Here is a 15,913-nt window from a genome sequence, read left to right on the forward strand (position 1 = left end):
TTCAACCCCGTCAGGACTCCCGCGTCGGGAGCACAGATGTTTTACACGCTCCGTACTGCGCCCTTCATCAGGACATCCATGTCGCGGAACGCTCCACTAACGAGGGTGATGCCACATCGTTGCCTGACAAAACGTGACCTTTTCATGATACGGCGTGACGTCTGCGGAACGATCCTGTCCCTTCCCTGCGGCGCCATGGGCGGCCGGGGGATGGACTCCCTCCGAACCATGCGGGAAAACGCAAGCCATGTCTCGCAACGCTCCTTCTGCCTCTCATCTGACCGCCGCTGATCTGCCGAATCTGTGGCTGCCCTATACCCAGATGCAGACCGCCCCCTTCCCCGTGGAAGCCGTAAGCACATCCGGCAGCCGGATCACGCTTGCGGACGGCCGCGAGCTTGTGGACGGGGTGGCCGCCTGGTGGACGGCCTGTCATGGCTACAGCCATCCGCATATTCATGAAGCCTTGATCCGGCAGGCGGAGCGGATGCCGCATGTGATGTTCGGCGGCATGGTGCATGAACCCGCCATCCGTCTGGCCGCGCGGCTGGCGGCGATGCTGCCGGGAGATCTGGAACGCGTGTTCTTCACCGATTCCGGATCGGTCGCGATGGAAGTCGCGATCAAGATGGCCGTGCAGTACCACATCAACCGGGGCACAGAAGGCCGGACGAAGATCCTGTCTTTCCGCGGCGGCTATCACGGGGACACACTGGGCATGATGTCCATCTGCGACCCCGAGGAAGGCATGCACAGCCTGTTCGCCGGCGTGCTGCCCGAGCAGGTCCTCGCCGATCTGCCTGTGGACGCGGACAGCATGGCACGGCTTGAGGCTCTGCTGGCGGAACGCGGCGACAGCATCGCGGCCATGGTCACGGAGCCTCTGGTTCAGGGCGCGGGCGGCATGCTGTTCCATGCCCCGGACGTCCTGCGGCGCCTGCGCGAATTGTGCGACCGTCATGGAATCCTGCTGATCCTCGACGAGATCTTTACCGGTTTCGGACGCACCGGGACGATGTTTGCCTGTGAACAGGCCGGGATCGTCCCGGATATCGTGGCGCTGTCGAAAGCCCTGACCGGCGGGACCATGGCGCTGGCGGCCACGGTGGCTCGGCGAGGCGTCTTCGAGGCATTTCTGTCCGACAGCGCCGGACAGGCCCTGATGCACGGGCCGACCTTCATGGCCAATCCACTGGCCTGCGCGGTCGCCAACGCCTCGCTGGACCTGTTCGAATCCGAGCCGAGACTGGAGCAGGTCGCGGCGATCTCTGCCCAGCTTGCGCAGGAACTGGAGCCCTGCCGCACGCTGCCCGGCGTAAAGGATGTGCGCGTCCTCGGCGCGATCGGCGTGGTGGAGCTTGAAACGCTGGACAATCCGGATGCACTGCGCCGCGCCTTCGTGGAGCGCGGGGTCTGGATCCGGCCCTTCCGCAACATCGTCTATCTGACGCCTGCCTTCACGATCACGCCCGAAGACCTCAGGCGCCTGACGACGACCATCGTAGACGTTCTGCGGGAGGGCGCATGAGTCTGTTCGATCCCCATTTCACGGCCATCCTGACCGAACGCGAAGCTTCCGGAACGCGCCGGAGCCTGCGCTCCGTCGTCCGGGAAGGTGGCATGATCGTCCGCGACGGGCGGCGGATGCTGGATGTGTCGTCCAACGACTATCTGGGGCTGGCGGATCATCCGCTACTGCGTGAACGCGCGGCAGACTGGGCGCTGCGCTTCGGGACAGGCGCGCGCGCCTCCCGGCTGGTCAGCGGAACGCTGGATCTGCACCGGCAGGTCGAGACGAAAATGGCGGCCTTCAAAGGCTGTGAGGACGCGATCCTGTTCGCCTCGGGCTGGCAGGCCAATGCGTCTGTCATGCCCGCTTTGTGTGCACTGTCAGTCGCGCGGACGGGCGCGCCGATGCTGGTATTCTCGGACCGTCTGAACCATGCCAGCCTGCATCATGGCTGCGCGGCGGCAGGCGTGCGGCAGATCCGCTTCCGGCATAATGACCTGTCCCATCTGGAAACCCTGCTGGCCCGCGAGGCCGAAAAACCGGGCCTGCGGATGATCGTGACGGAGAGCGTGTTCTCCATGGACGGCGACCGGGCGGACGTTCCAGCGCTGCGGGCCTTGGCCGACCGGGCAGGCGCGTTCCTGTATGTGGACGAGGCCCATGCGACCGGCGTTCTGGGGCCGAAAGGTCGCGGACTGTCCTGCGGGATGGCCGATCTGACGATGGGAACATGCAGCAAGGCGCTGGGCGGGATGGGCGCCTATGTCGCGGGCTCGAAACCGCTCTGCGACTATCTGGTGAACCATGCGTCGGGCTTCATCTACAGCACGGCCCTGCCCCCTGCGGTTCTGGGCGCAATCGACGCAGCACTGGATGTCGTGCCGGATCTGAATGAGGAGCGCGCCCTGCTCCTCGAACAGGCGGAACGGCTTCGGACCATGCTGCATGGGGCCGGGCTGTCCACGGCAGACTCCACGACACAGATCGTCCCTGTCCTGATCGGGGAATCCGAACGCGCCATGGCCGTGGCCTCCGGGCTGGAAGACGCCGGGTTCCTGACCGTAGCCATCCGGCCGCCCACCGTCCCCACCGGAACCGCGCGCCTGCGTCTGGCGCTGCATGCCGGGCTGAGCGATGCGGAAATCGACCGTCTGGGGCAGGCCGTCATCGCTCTGGCGGGAGACGTCGCATGACACGGGCGCTTTATTTTGTGCATGGCTGGGGGTTTGACGCGTCCTTTTGGGCGCCGATGCTGGCGCATCTTCCGGATGTGACCGCACAGGTCGTAGACTGCGGGTATTTCGGCGCGGAACATCGTCCTGCCCTGCCTGACGCGCCCTATCTGGCTGTCGGACATTCGGCAGGATCGCTGGCGCTGCTGGGACAGGATCTGCCGGGATGTGAGGGGCTGGTGTTCTTCAACGGCTTCCCGCGCTTCACCGCGACGCCTGACTTCCCGGACGGCACCCCCGAGCGGGTTCTGATGCGGATGCGCGCGCGCCTGAAACGTGATCCGGACGCCGTTCTAAAGGATTTCCGTGCCCTCTGCGGGACAGACGACGCACTACCCGGCGTTCCTGACATAGAGAATTTGGACAGGGGGCTGGAGGCGCTTCAGCATCTGGACCATCGGCCACAGGCTGCGACCTGGGGAAACAGGCTGCACTGGATGACGGGCGCGGACGATCCGTTCGGCTCGGCAAAGGCGGGGTTCGCAACGCCGGGCGAGCGGGTTGCGGGGGGCCATCTGCTGCCGCTTACCCATCCTGAACTTTGCGCAGATTTTGTCCGAAGGAGGCTCAATGACCCGAGCTAACGCCTCCGAAGACATCCAGCGCCGGAACAGGATTGCCGCGCGGTTTGATGCCGCAGAAGGCTATGACGCCGCTGCCCATATCCAGCGCCGCTGCGCCACGGCCCTGATGGCGCGTATCGCCACAGCCACGGCGGGACAGCCCCCCGGCTCCATTCTGGAATTCGGCTGCGGGACCGGGTTCCTGACACAGGCGCTCGCCGTACAGTTTCCGCAGGCGCATCTTCTGGCGACCGATCTGGCTCCCGGCATGATCGAACGGGCACGGCACCGTCTTTCGGAACAATCCGTGCAGTTTCAGGTCATGGACGGAGAACACCCGGACGTTGCACAACCCTTCGACCTCATTGCCTCCAGCCTGTGTCTTCAGTGGTTTTCCGACCGCCGGTCCGGGCTGCGACGCCTGTGCGATCTGCTGGCACCGGGCGGACGGCTGATGGTGACAACGCTTCTGCAGGGCAGTCTGGAGGAATGGAGACAGGCCTGCACAGTCGAGAAGGCCCCTTGCGGTGTGCCGGATTACCCTTCGGTCACTGCGGTCGAGGCAGACTGGCCAGAGGGTGGCGTGGGCACATGGGAGGTTCTGTCGCTGCCTGATCCGGTGGATGGAGCGAGAGCATTTCTGCGCGGGCTGCGGGAGATCGGGGCCTCGCTTCCCCGCAGGGACAGCACACCTGCCAGCGCGGCGGCGATGCGGCGGGCGATGCGGCATTTTGACCGCACAGCTTGCAGCGTGACCTATCAGGTGGGGATCGGAATTTTTGTGAAATCCGGAAAAGGAACTGCGCCATGACGTCTCAGCGCGGAGTGTTTGTCACGGGAACGGATACGGGGATCGGCAAGACACTGGTCAGCGCCATCCTGTGCCGCGCCTGGAACGCCACTTACTGGAAACCGCTTCAGACGGGCCTGGCCGATGAGGATGGCGATACCCCGACAGTACGGGATCTCGCTGGTCTTGCCCCTTTGCGGGTCATCCCCCCCGCCTATGCGTTCCAGGCGCCCCTCGCACCTCTGGCGGCGGGGGATCTGGAGAACGTGACCGTCAATCCAGGGCGCCTCGTTCTGCCGCAGGTTCAGCAGTCGCTCGTGGTCGAAGGCGCGGGCGGCCTCATGGTGCCGGTGCGTGAGGACATGATGATCGTGGACCTGATAGAAGGCCTCGGCCTGCCGGTCGTACTGGTGACGCGAAGCGGGCTGGGCACCATCAACCATACGCTGCTCAGCCTGGAAGCCCTGCGTCGGCGCGGCATTCCGGTTCTGGGTGTCGTCCCCGTCGGCCCTCCCAATCCGGGCAATGAACAGGACATTGCGCGCTTTGGCAGAACGCGCATCCTGTTCAGGATTCCGCCGCTTGAAGTCGTAACGGAAACGGTTGTATCCGAATTTGCAGGAAACATTCCGTTACTTGATGTCTTGCAGCAACAGATTTCACAATAATGTGTCATTCAGAGCGCATGCCATAAAAAGGCCGCGTCGGCCCTTGTGAAATGGCATCCTCATCATAGAAGGGCTCTTCGCAACGAAAGGCTTCCGGCGTATCGCTGGAAGATCGGACTTCGTTTCGAAGATACCCACAGAAACTGGGATATTGGGAAGAGTATGAGTATCCTGCGCCGTGATCTGGTCAAGCTTGGGGCCGGACTGACCCTTCTAGGAACAGCCTCCCGTATGGCCCATGCCCAGTCCACAGCCGCCTCCACACCCCCTGCGGCCTCCCCACCCCAGTCAACGCCCTTTGATGACGGGACGGTCCGGATCCTGGCGCAGCGCCTGTCGAAGAAGCCCTATTCTCCGCCATCGCCGTCGCTGCCCAATGCTATTGCGAACATGGATTTCGACCAGTTCCGCAGCATTACCTTCAATCCCGACAAGGCTCTGTGGCATGGCCAGAACCTGGCCTTCGACGTGGAGTTCTTCCCGCGCGGCTTCCTGTACAAGCCCCGGATCGGCATGAACGAGGTCACGGGCGGGCAGTCCACGCCCATTCCCTATGACCCGGATGTCTTCACCTATTCCAACCCTGTCCTGCGCGTTACGGACGATCTCGGCTTTTCCGGCCTGCGCCTGCTCTATGCCATCAACACGCCCGGCGTGATGGAGGAATGCGCAGTCTTTCTCGGGGCCTCCTACTTCCGGGCGGTGGCCAAGGGACAGAACTATGGTCTGTCCGCCCGGGCGTTCGCGAATGGTACCGGCAATCCCAAGGGCGAGGAATTCGCGCTTTTCCGCGAGTTCTGGCTGGAAAAACCGGAACCCGGGGTGGAATCCATCGTCATTCACGCGCTGCTCGACAGCCCGTCCCTGACCGGCGCTTTCCGCTTCACCATCCGCCCCGGCGATACGACCGTCTTTGACGTGCAGTCCTCGCTTTTCCCGCGTCAGGACATCACGGAATCCGGGATCGCACCGCTGACCGGCATGTTCTACTTCGATGCCAACGAACACAATCACGTCGATGACTGGCGACCGGCCGCCCATGACAGCGAGGCGCTTCAGGTCTGGACGGGCGCGGGACAGCAGCTCTATCGCCCGCTCATCAATCCGACCGACCTCCAGTTCTCGGCCTTCGCGGACAGCAGCCCCCACGGTTTCGGGCTGATGCAGCGCAAGAGGTCTTTCCACGATTACGAAGATCTGGCGCTCAACTACCAGAAGCGTCCTTCGCTGTGGATCGAACCCATCGGCAACTGGGGCGACGGCGCCGTTGACCTTGTGGAAATCCCGACGCCCAACGAAGTGAACGACAACATCGTCTCCTTCTGGCGACCGAAGCAGCCCATGAAGGGCGGCCAGGAATACAGTTACATCTACCGGATGTACTGGGGCTGGGACACGCCCTGGCCCACGCAGCTCGCCCGTGTCGCTGCAACACGGATCGGGGGTGTGACGGACCATCCCGAGGCACGGTTCTTCGTGATCGACTTTACGGGTGCCCCTTTCCAGAACGTACCGCAGGGCGCGAACTTCCACCTGATCTCGCAGGCCTCGCCCGGCACGATCCGCAATGTGGTGGTCGAGCCGAACCCCGAAATCCAGGGCTGGCGCACGACCTTCGAATTCGTGCCCGGCGATGCGAAAATGTGTGAACTTCAGGCCCAGCTTGCCGGCGATCAGGGGCCGGTTTCAGAAAAATGGATGTATCGTTGGACGCCGTGACCGAGTTTTCCCCATCCGCTGATCCGGCCGCCGCTCCGTTCCTGCCTCCCGAGGCGCCGCTGACGATGAAGCCACAGAACCTTCATCAGCAGCCCGACCGTCATGGCAGACCGTTTCGTACCCTGCCGACCACGCCTCCTTTCCTGTGGCTGCGTCGCCTGTTCGTCTTTGGCGGCGCGGTGCTCCTGACGGGATATGGCATCTACAGGATCAATCAGGTCTTCAACTCGATGGGCGTTTCGGCGCTCGGGGTCATCATCCTGATCCTGTTCGCCATCCTCGCCTTCTGGATCGCGCTTTCTTTCACATCCTGTCTTGGCGGCTTCGTGTCGCTGATCCGGCGGGGCGGGCTGGGACTTGGCATTCACCGCACCGGACCGCTCCCCGAGCTGAAAAGCCGGACAGCCGTCCTGATGCCGACCTATAACGAGGACCCGACCCGGGTTCTCGCCGGTCTGCGCGCCATTCACGACAGCATCCTCGCGACAGGCCAGATCGACGCCTTCGATTTCTTCATCCTGTCCGACACCACCAATCCGGATGTCTGGGTGCAGGAGGAGCGGGCTTTTCTGGCGTTCCGGAAGGCCACGAACGGCGAAAAGCGGGTTTTTTACCGTCGCCGTCACAAGAACGTCGACCGCAAGGCAGGCAATCTCGGCGACTGGGTGACGCGGTTCGGCTCATCCTATCAGCAGATGCTCACACTCGATGCCGACAGTGTCATGGACGGCAGCCTGATCGTCCGCATCACGGCCGCCATGGAGCAGCATGACGGCGTGGGCCTGATCCAAACACTGCCGGTCATCGTGGGCGGCCGTACGCTCTTTGCCCGGATGCAGCAGTTCGCAGGCCGCGTCTATGGACCACTGATCGCACATGGCATCGCCTGGTGGCACGGTTCGGAAGGCAATTACTGGGGCCATAACGCCGTCATCCGCACGCAGGCTTTCGCCGAACAGGCCGGTCTGCCGCATCTGAAGGGGCGCGCGCCGTTCGGTGGTCACATCCTGAGCCATGACTTCGTGGAAGCCGCGCTCATGCGCCGTGGTGGCTGGGCCATTCACATGGTACCGGGCCTGTTCGGCTCCTACGAGGAAAGCCCCCCATCCCTGACGGATGTCGCCATCCGCGACCGTCGCTGGTGTCAGGGCAATCTGCAACACAGCAAGATCCTCGGCACGAAGGGCCTGCACTGGGTCAGCCGTGTGCACATGCTGACGGGCATCGGCTCTTATGTGATGTCACCGCTCTGGCTGCTGTTCCTGCTGTTCGGCATCCTGATTTCGCTTCAGTCGCATTTCTATCATCCCGAATATTTCGGCTCGAAGCCCACGCTTTACCCCCACTGGCCGCGGGTCGATCCGGTCCAGGCAAAGCTCGTTTTCATCGGGACGATGGGAATCCTGCTGGCGCCGAAGGCCCTCGCATTCATTGCCATGCTGTTCGACCGCGCAGCCCTGCGGGGATCGGGTGGAATCTTCCGGCTGGCGGTCTCCATCGTTCTGGAAACGCTGATCGGGGGGCTGATCGCCCCGATCGCCATGCTGATCCAGACCTCAGGCGTCATTTCGATCCTGATGGGACGGGATTCCGGATGGAATGCCCAGAACCGCGAGGACGGGCGCGTTTCGCTGAAGGAAGTGGCGCACGGCTACTGGATCTACACGGTGTTCGGCCTGCTTCTGGCCGTTGCGGCCTGGTCGGTCTCACAGGCGCTGTTCCTGTGGATGACGCCCGTGCTGCTGGGACTGGTTCTCGCCATCCCCCTTGCCGCCCTGACGGCGAGCCGGGATGTCGGGCTGGGCCTGCGTCGGGCCGGGCTGCTGCTGATCGAGGAAGAGACCGCACCGCCGCCCATCCTGCAACTCGCTGAAGCCAATGATGCCGCCCGCGAACGCGCAGCCCATGCTCCGAATGCCCCGCCGGAGGAAGCGTTTGCTGCGCTGCGTCAGGACCAGACGTTACTTGCCGCCCATGAAGGCGCGCTGCCCGCGCCCCGCAAGCCCGGCAGTCCGATTGATGCCAATCTTCTGGTCGGGCTGGTCAAGCTGCGGGAAGCGCCATCCCTCCAGGTGGCGCTGGAGCGTCTTTCCCGTCAGGAAAAGGCCGCTGTGCTCGGCAATCCCGAAGGCATCCAGCTCATGGAGCAACTGAAAGCCTGAAACCCGCAGGCCCTCAGAGCATAAAAAAACGCCCCGGCCGTAAAAGCCGGGGCGTTTTCCGTTTTCAGGAGACGAGAACGCCTCAGTGGCCGACGACGGCAGAATCCCCAAGTGACTGGGCCTTCTTGACGAGGTCGTTACACGTCATGACGCGCTTGTCCTTGGGAAGGGTGCTGATGTCAAAGACGTTCCCGCCAGCCGTCTGGAGCAGGCCCTTGCCGCCCAGCGAATAGAACTGGTCGTTCTGGATATCCGGACGCTTGGCAAGGGTCCGGGCCGCCACGATCGGGGACGTGCCAAGAACCAGCTTGTGATGCGTACAGTAATAGGTCAGCCCGGCGACATTGCCAGCCTGAGCATTTTCGATGGACGGAACGCCATCCGCACCCAGCGTGCCCGGCGACGAAGCGCTCAGGATGTTCTTGCCACCGGAGACGGCCTGGAGGTTGGCCGACGGCAGGGTTGCCTGGGTTCCGGGCACGACCGTTGCGGCGGGGCTGCTCTGCGGGATCGGCGGCACACCCTGCGCGAAGGCGGAACCGGAAATGGTCAGGCCGGCAGCAGCAAGAACAGCAAAATATTTATTCGAAATCATGGCACTCTTCTTTCCATACACTGGGAAAGCCGTTCCACTCCCTGAAAGGAGAAACACAGCTCACCCGGTCTGGAACATCTCGAAGGATGCTCCGTTGCTTCCAGTAACACGTGAAGCCGGATCTGGTTTCTTGAGAGGGTCTCTTTCTGCTCATGGCCGTCATGCGGGAACTTTTGGGTATTTGCGTTTTACAGGCCCGTCATATGCCCCCGTTCCCCACCATCTATGGATTGAACGGCGGCAGTTTCTGGGTCACAGTTCGCCCATGTCACAGACCACCGATGCCCTCTCCGCCGCCCCCGTTCCTCCCGTCGCCCGCCGTGAACCGCTGACGATCACGCAGCTTGAGCGCACGCGGACGGATTCCTATGCCTGGATGAAGGATGAGAACTGGCAGCAGGTCCTGCGCGATCCGTCCGTCCTGCGCGAAGATATTGCCACGCATCTGAAGGCCGAGAACGCCTATGCAGAAGCCATGCTGGCAGGCATGGAGCCCCTGCGGGAGACGCTGCTTCAGGAAATGATCGGGCGTATCCCGCCCTCAGAATCCTCGGTGCCGGTGCCGGACGGCCCGTGGGATTATTATGTCCGCTTCGAGGACGGCGCCCAGCATCCGCTGCGGGTCCGCCGTCCGCGCGATGGCGGCTCGGAGCAGGTCCTGCTCGATGCCGATGCGCTGGCGAAGCAGCATGACTATTACGCACTCTCACAGACCGACCACTCCCCCGATCACCGTTATTTCGTCTATGCGGAGGACATTCAGGGCTCCGAAGTCTACCGCATTCAGGTCGAGGATCTGGAGACGGGCGAACTCTGCGCCGCACCGGTCCCCAGCACGACGGGCAGTTTCGCAATTTCACCCGACAGCCAGTGGCTGTTCTGGATCTATCGGGACGACAATGGCCGTCCATCGAAGATCTATCGCCGTCCGCTGACGGGGGGCGAGGATGTTCTGGTCTTTGACGAGACCGATCCGGGGTTCTTCCTGAGCATTGGCGTCAGCGCCTCCCGCAAATGGATCGTCATCGAACGCGGCGACCATGATACCAACGAGACGCTGCTCATCCCGGCCTCCGATCCGACGGCTCTCCCCGTCGTGGCAGCCCCGCTGGTGCGGGGCGAGCGCTATTCCCTGACGCACTGGAACGACCACTTCATCATCCTGACCAATGCGGGGGGCGCCGTGGACTTCCAGTTCATGCAGACGCCCGACACGGCCACGGGCCGCGAGAACTGGACGCCGTTCGTGCCGTACCGTGAAGGGCATTATCTTCTGGGGGCCAGCGCCTCGCGCGGGCATCTGGCTTGGGCCGAGCGTCGGGACGGAAATATCCATATCCTCGTCGTGCCCGAAGGCACGCAAGGCGATATCCGCGCGCAGGCCAAAGCCATCGGCATGGACGAACCTGCCTATGACCTGACCATGCTGGGCACGCTGGAATATGACGCCCCGATCTTGCGCTACATCTACCAGTCGCCGACCAGTCCGGCGCACTGGTACGATTACGACATGGCAAGCGGCGAGCGCGTTCTGCGCAAGATCCGCGAGGTCCCGTCGGGCCATGATGCGAGCCGCTACGAAACACGGCGCCTGTTTGCGACCTCCCCCTATGGCGTGCAGGTGCCCATTACGGTCCTGATGCAAAAAGGTCAGGTTCTGGACGGATCCGCCCCCCTGCTTCTGTATGGATATGGCTCCTACGGCATTGCCATGGACGCCGATTTCTCCACAACCGTGTTCAGTCTGGTGGACCGGGGCTGGATCCATGCCGTCGCCCATGTCCGCGGCGGGTCCGAAAAGGGCTGGAACTGGTTTCTGGACGGGCGCGGGACGAAGAAGCCCAATACCTTCATCGATTTCATCGCCTGCGCCCGACACCTCGTCTCGGAAGGCTATGGCTCGGCGGGGCGCATCGTCGCCCAAGGCGGTTCGGCCGGCGGTCTGCTGATGGGGGCGATCACGAACATAGCGCCGGAGCTTTTCGCGGGCATTGCCGCACAGGTGCCGTTTGTGGACATGCTCAACACCATGTCCGACGTCTCCCTGCCCCTGACCCCGCCGGAATGGCCGGAATGGGGTAATCCGCTGGAAGACCCCGCCGCCTATGACCTGATCGCCAGCTATTCGCCCTACGACAACATCGCGCCCAAAGCGTACCCGCCAGTTCTGGCGATGGGCGGCCTGTCCGATCCGCGCGTGACGTACTGGGAGCCCGCAAAATGGATCGCGAAGCTGCGGGAAGTCACGTCCGGCGGCCCATTCCTGTGTCGCATCAACATGGAAGCCGGCCACGGCGGCTCGTCCGGCCGCTTCAAAAGACTGGAAGAAGTCGCCCTCGTTCAGGCCTTCGCCATCTGGGCAATCGACCAAGTCTGAAAAGAACCAACGGTTAAAAGTTTTTGGTGAAGCTTTTTCCAAAAAGCTTCACAGCTCTCCGCCTTTTTGAAAAAAGGCAGAACCCAAAAACTTTTATTCCAAAATCCTTAGCGATGCCCGAACAGGTGGCGGACGTCATCGCCAAAATGCTGGAAGGCGGCGTGGGTGGAGCGGTGACGGCGGTTGCCCTCTTCTGACACGACCGTCACGGTGGCCGTCATGCCGGCGGCAAGCGTCAGGTCTTCGGGGACCTTGTCGATCTTGACACGGACCGGAATACGCTGCGCCAGACGCACCCAGGTATAGACGGGATCCACTGTCGGCAGGCCCTGCTTGTTCACCAGGGCATTGTTGCTGGCGATACCGCGGGTGATGCTCTCGACGTGACCGAAAAGCGGGTCGTGATAGCCCATCAGGTCCATTCGGACGAGATCGCCTTCATCAAGGTCATGGACCTTGGTTTCCTCAAAATAGCCGTCCACCCAGTATGAATTCGTGTCGATGATGTGGATGTTGACCACCCCGGCCGTTGCGAAGTCACCGGGCCGCATGATGAGGTTGGTGACGATGCCGTCGATGGAACTGCGGACTTCCGTTCGTTCAAGATTGATCGCTGCCTGACGTTCGGCGGCCTGGGCCGCGGCGTACTGGGCCTGCATCTCCTGGGAGAGAGCTTCGTACTGACGCTTTTCCTCGACAGAGACAGCCGTTCCAGGGATGGCCCGACGCCACTGGGCCTGAACGACGCGGAACTCCAGATCGGCCTTGCGTTCGGCAACGCGGGCCTTGGCGGTATCGAGCGCCACCCTGAAGTCGAACGGATCAATGACATAAAGCACGTCCCCCTTATGGACGAACTGGTTGTCCTGCACCCGCACCTCGAGGATCTGTCCCGATACGCGCGGGGCGATATTGGCCACCTGCGCACGGACCTGTCCGTTCCGGGTCCAGGGGGAGGCTGTGTAGTAATCCCACAGAATGACGACCACGAGAGCCGCCACCACGAGAATGCAGAGCGTGATGGTCAAGCGGATCAGGCGATGGGCACTGGCAAGCACGGGACGGTCACCTTGGTTTCAGAAGGGGCAGAGTGAGGTTGCGGACGGAAAAATCAGAGGATCAGGGTGTAGATGCCGATCAGGCAGATCAGGATGCCGAACTGGGCCAGTGGCGGATCCCAGACGAAGCGCCACAGATCGAACCAGCCCATGATCCAGCGCAGGCCCCCCAGCGTCACCAGGGCGAGCGCCAGATTGATGACGAAGGCCGACACCAGCACGCCATCAAGGTCAACGACCTGTGTCATTACCATCGCTTGCGTCCTATCCCGTAGTGATGCACGGCCGAGCGGTTCAGACGGACCATGGTCCGGACCGCTTCCAGACCGCCGATACAGTTGATGATCATGGACTGCTCTTCGCGGATGCCTTCGGACAGCCGCTCAAAGAACATGGCCTGAAGTTCGGGAATTTCGGCTTCCAGAAGGCCGAGCCTGTCATGGGCCAGAAGACGGCGCACATGCCGGACCATGGGTTTCAGGCCGTGCAGATGCCCCGCATCATCCAGATAGTGACGCACACGGGCGATCGTACTGGAAAAATCCTCCAGCGCCACGAACCGGTTGAAGACCCGCCGGGAGCGCAGACCGGGATCGTGCATCCGGTCCGTCCACATCAGGAACTGGCTGAGCCGTTCGTATTTCCGGCTGAGAAGCGGCGGCCCCATCCGCTCGCCGTGCCCGGCGAGCTGCGTTTCCAGATCATAGGCAATGGAAACCGCCAGCCGGAAGCGGTGTCGTCGCGCCGTGGGTGGCCAGAGCAGGACCAGCAGCACGAAGGAGAGCACGGCCGCCATGGCATAGAAGGTGTTGCGCGTGATGAAGGCCAAGGGATCGTAGTTGTGATGATTACCGAGGCCGATGAAGACCAGGAAGAACACACCGTAATTGAAGCCGATGGCGCTTGTTTTCGGGTTCATCAGCAGCAGACAGGACACGATGGTCTGCGGCAGAAGGACCAGCGCCAGACCCAGCATGCTTTCCACATGCGGCAGAATCATGAAGTCCAGCCAGGCTGCCACGAGAATACCGGTCGGCATGCCGATGATGGCGCCCTTGCCGAACTGCGCGGTATCGATGGCCGTGGAGGCCAGCGTCAGAACAAGCGCCGTCTGGGACAGCGCGGTGACGGACGCCGGGATACTGGACCCTACGCAGAGCGCGGCCGCGACGCTGAAGCCCAGCAGGACGCGCATCGCGTTGATGAAGGCGGTGACATAATCCGGATTACTCTCCAGATGAGCCAGTTTGAGCGCATCGCCCGCCGGCGTGGCGCGCAGGAGCGTGTTCATGCCGGTGCGGATATGCAGACGGTTACTGAGAAGCGTCGCACAGCGTTCGAAAAACCACGCTTCGCGGGCCGAGGGCACGAAATCCGGGTCTTCCTTGCGAATGCCATCCAGAATCGTATCCATCGTCTCGAGACGGGTCGTGCCATCCTCGGAGCGCTCATGCCAGGCCCGGACGTGACGGATCAGGAGGTCGGAAATGCCGCCTGTTTCCAGAAGCCACGCAATGGCACGGCTCGTGGTCAGGACCGTCAGCATGCCGATGATGCCCAATCGCGCGCCTGCCATCCGCAGACGCCCGCGCTCGACTTCGGTCCGGGCGTAGGAAATCTGCGTCATGAGGGCGAGGATTTCCCCGCTCAACCCGATCATTTCCTCAGGCGTGGCGATGGGTTCGCCCATGATGGCGGATTTACCGGTCTGCCGGACCCGGTGGGACAGCGTTTCCATGGCCTGGGAGAGCCGGCGCCAGGCTTCGGGAGAGCCGGAGAGAATATTGACGACCGCGATGGACGCAACGCCGATGGCGATGTCGGAGGCTCGGGCGATGCTGACAGGATAGATGTTCTGCGGATCGTCCATCGTGGGGATGGCCACCAGCGCAACCGTGTACCCCGCCAGCAGGGCGCCGTAAGACCGGAAATCGCGCTCGAGCGAGCCCACGAAGGCACAGGCCGCAATCCACAGGGCCGCCCCGCCCAGAGACAGGGCACGCTCCTCATTGAACATCGCCACGAGAATAATGGAAACGCTGACCCCGAGAACCGTTCCCGCAAGACGGTAAAACGCCTTGGAAAGCGCCTGACCGCGCAGGGGCTGGGCCAGGATCATGACGGTCACGCCTGCACTGGCCGGCGAATCAAGCTGGGACCAGAAAGCAGTTCCGAGCGCCAGGACAAGTGCAAACCAGGTTCTGAGACTGAACTGGAGCCACCCCGGGCGAAGAACTGATTGTAGTGCCGCGGTCAAGAGCGCTGCTCCTCACCCGGCACAGACTTCATCAGAAACAGTCCCACGGCCCTCATTACCAGAATCAGACTTCCAACCTTAGGAGCGCTTGTCCGGAAAAGTTAGTCCTCGAATCCTCTGGACATGTTTTGACAGACAGATCGTTCCCTAGATGTGCCTGCCTGAAAGCTAGTCTTCCTCGGCCGGGAGGGCATTGCAGGCCGCGGTCAGCTTGGGATCGGGATGCTCCGTGGCTTTGCGGCAATAAGTTCTGGCGTCGGCACCACACATATTCGTGACATCCTCCATTTCGGAAGACAGAACGTCACGCGCGACACCGATATCCTGATTGTGCTCGGGATCAATGCCTTCCTCCTTGCTCAGCGCCGTCTGGGCCTGACGCATCTCCTTGAGCGCATTGATGCAGGAGTCGCTCGCTTCATCCGGATTGGTCTGGAGGACCCGGAGAATCTTGTTGATGCCGAAACCCTGCTGATTGATCGTGGGATCGTCGTCATTGGTCTTGGCGTCACCGTCATCGGCCCGGGCCGCAACGGGAGCAGCCAGAGCGGCGGCGAGAGGAAGAAGAGCCAGCAGCAGGCCGGGACGGGAATGGCGCTTGATCATGAAACTTACGTTAGGAGAAAACATCGCCTGCACAAAGACCCTGAGCGAAGCTGTCACAGCATGTTGCAAAAGGGCGACAGCGAGCAATTCCGCCGTCCGGGCGGCTTGTCAGCTTGACTCTGCATGGCGGGATCGGTAAGCGGGGCCATTCTTTCGCGGGCGTTCCGGCCCGCTGTCCGGTCCGCAAGGGCCTTACCCGTCGAGAGCCTGATCACCATGAAGATCCGCAACAGCCTGAAGTCCGCCAAGGTCCGCGACAAGGACTGCCGCGTTGTCCGCCGCCGCGGCCGCGTTTACATCATCAACAAGAAGAACCCGCGCATGAAGGCTCGCCAGGGCTGAACCCCTTGGTTTGCCGGATGACAATCGGGCGGCG

General features: G+C 62.6%; 14 protein-coding genes. 9 read left to right on the top strand and 5 right to left on the bottom strand.

What is annotated here, in order from left to right; genetic code table 11:
* Positions 1-247 precede the first annotated feature (247 nt).
* From ABF859_RS07475 to mdoH, 7 genes are all read left to right on the top strand, one after another.
* A complete protein-coding gene (locus ABF859_RS07475; RefSeq protein ID WP_415527150.1) occupies positions 248-1,528 on the top strand; it encodes an adenosylmethionine--8-amino-7-oxononanoate transaminase in 1,281 nt (426 codons plus the stop codon).
* Positions 1,525-2,703 carry an aminotransferase class I/II-fold pyridoxal phosphate-dependent enzyme gene (locus ABF859_RS07480; RefSeq protein WP_415527151.1) on the top strand — a complete coding sequence of 393 codons (1,179 nt, stop codon included), beginning with the start codon at positions 1,525-1,527 and terminating at the stop codon, positions 2,701-2,703. Before ABF859_RS07475 ends, ABF859_RS07480 begins: the two co-directional genes overlap by 4 nt.
* Positions 2,700-3,326: an alpha/beta fold hydrolase gene (locus ABF859_RS07485; protein WP_415527152.1), complete on the top strand. Its 627-nt coding sequence runs from the start codon at positions 2,700-2,702 to the stop codon at positions 3,324-3,326. The genes ABF859_RS07480 and ABF859_RS07485 overlap by 4 nt, the downstream gene beginning before the upstream one ends.
* Positions 3,313-4,116: a methyltransferase gene (locus ABF859_RS07490; protein WP_415527153.1), complete on the top strand. Its 804-nt coding sequence runs from the start codon at positions 3,313-3,315 to the stop codon at positions 4,114-4,116. Before ABF859_RS07485 ends, ABF859_RS07490 begins: the two co-directional genes overlap by 14 nt.
* Positions 4,113-4,763: a dethiobiotin synthase gene (bioD, locus tag ABF859_RS07495; protein WP_415527154.1), complete on the top strand. Its 651-nt coding sequence runs from the start codon at positions 4,113-4,115 to the stop codon at positions 4,761-4,763. The genes ABF859_RS07490 and bioD overlap by 4 nt, the downstream gene beginning before the upstream one ends.
* Positions 4,764-4,925: 162 nt before the next feature.
* The gene (locus tag ABF859_RS07500; RefSeq protein ID WP_415527155.1) at positions 4,926-6,482 is read left to right on the top strand and encodes a glucan biosynthesis protein; all 1,557 of its coding nucleotides are present in this window, start codon (positions 4,926-4,928) and stop codon (positions 6,480-6,482) included.
* Entirely contained in the window at positions 6,458-8,644 is a 2,187-nt protein-coding gene (gene mdoH / locus ABF859_RS07505) for a glucans biosynthesis glucosyltransferase MdoH (RefSeq protein WP_415527156.1), read from the top strand. The genes ABF859_RS07500 and mdoH overlap by 25 nt, the downstream gene beginning before the upstream one ends.
* A gap of 82 nt (positions 8,645-8,726) precedes the next feature.
* On the opposite strand, the gene ABF859_RS07510 is transcribed toward mdoH, so the two are convergent.
* A complete protein-coding gene (locus tag ABF859_RS07510) occupies positions 8,727-9,239 on the bottom strand; it encodes a DUF2501 domain-containing protein (protein WP_415527157.1) in 513 nt (170 codons plus the stop codon).
* Positions 9,240-9,504: 265 nt separating this feature from the next.
* Here ABF859_RS07510 and ABF859_RS07515 point away from each other — a divergent pair, with 265 nt between their 5' ends.
* Complete coding sequence (locus ABF859_RS07515) at positions 9,505-11,616, top strand: S9 family peptidase (protein WP_415527158.1); 2,112 nt, start codon at positions 9,505-9,507, stop codon at positions 11,614-11,616.
* A gap of 107 nt (positions 11,617-11,723) precedes the next feature.
* Here ABF859_RS07515 and ABF859_RS07520 read toward each other — a convergent pair whose 3' ends face one another.
* The 4 genes from ABF859_RS07520 to ABF859_RS07535 form a co-directional block, all read right to left on the bottom strand.
* Entirely contained in the window at positions 11,724-12,674 is a 951-nt protein-coding gene (locus ABF859_RS07520) for an efflux RND transporter periplasmic adaptor subunit (protein WP_415527159.1), read from the bottom strand.
* Positions 12,675-12,727: 53 nt separating this feature from the next.
* Complete coding sequence (locus tag ABF859_RS07525; protein WP_415527160.1) at positions 12,728-12,922, bottom strand: DUF1656 domain-containing protein; 195 nt, start codon at positions 12,920-12,922, stop codon at positions 12,728-12,730.
* Positions 12,922-14,931: an FUSC family protein gene (locus ABF859_RS07530; protein WP_415527161.1), complete on the bottom strand. Its 2,010-nt coding sequence runs from the start codon at positions 14,929-14,931 to the stop codon at positions 12,922-12,924. Before ABF859_RS07530 ends, ABF859_RS07525 begins: the two co-directional genes overlap by 1 nt.
* A 168-nt stretch (positions 14,932-15,099) precedes the next feature.
* The gene (locus ABF859_RS07535; RefSeq protein WP_415527162.1) at positions 15,100-15,537 is read right to left on the bottom strand and encodes a hypothetical protein; all 438 of its coding nucleotides are present in this window, start codon (positions 15,535-15,537) and stop codon (positions 15,100-15,102) included.
* Positions 15,538-15,753: 216 nt separating this feature from the next.
* Between ABF859_RS07535 and ykgO the strand changes: the two genes are divergently transcribed.
* Positions 15,754-15,879, top strand: coding sequence for a type B 50S ribosomal protein L36 (gene ykgO / locus ABF859_RS07540; protein ID WP_007281615.1), 126 nt, complete (start codon positions 15,754-15,756; stop codon positions 15,877-15,879).
* The last annotated feature ends 34 nt before the right edge of the window (positions 15,880-15,913 follow it).

Source organism: Gluconobacter sp. (assembly GCF_047722525.1).
GTDB lineage: Bacteria > Pseudomonadota > Alphaproteobacteria > Acetobacterales > Acetobacteraceae > Gluconobacter.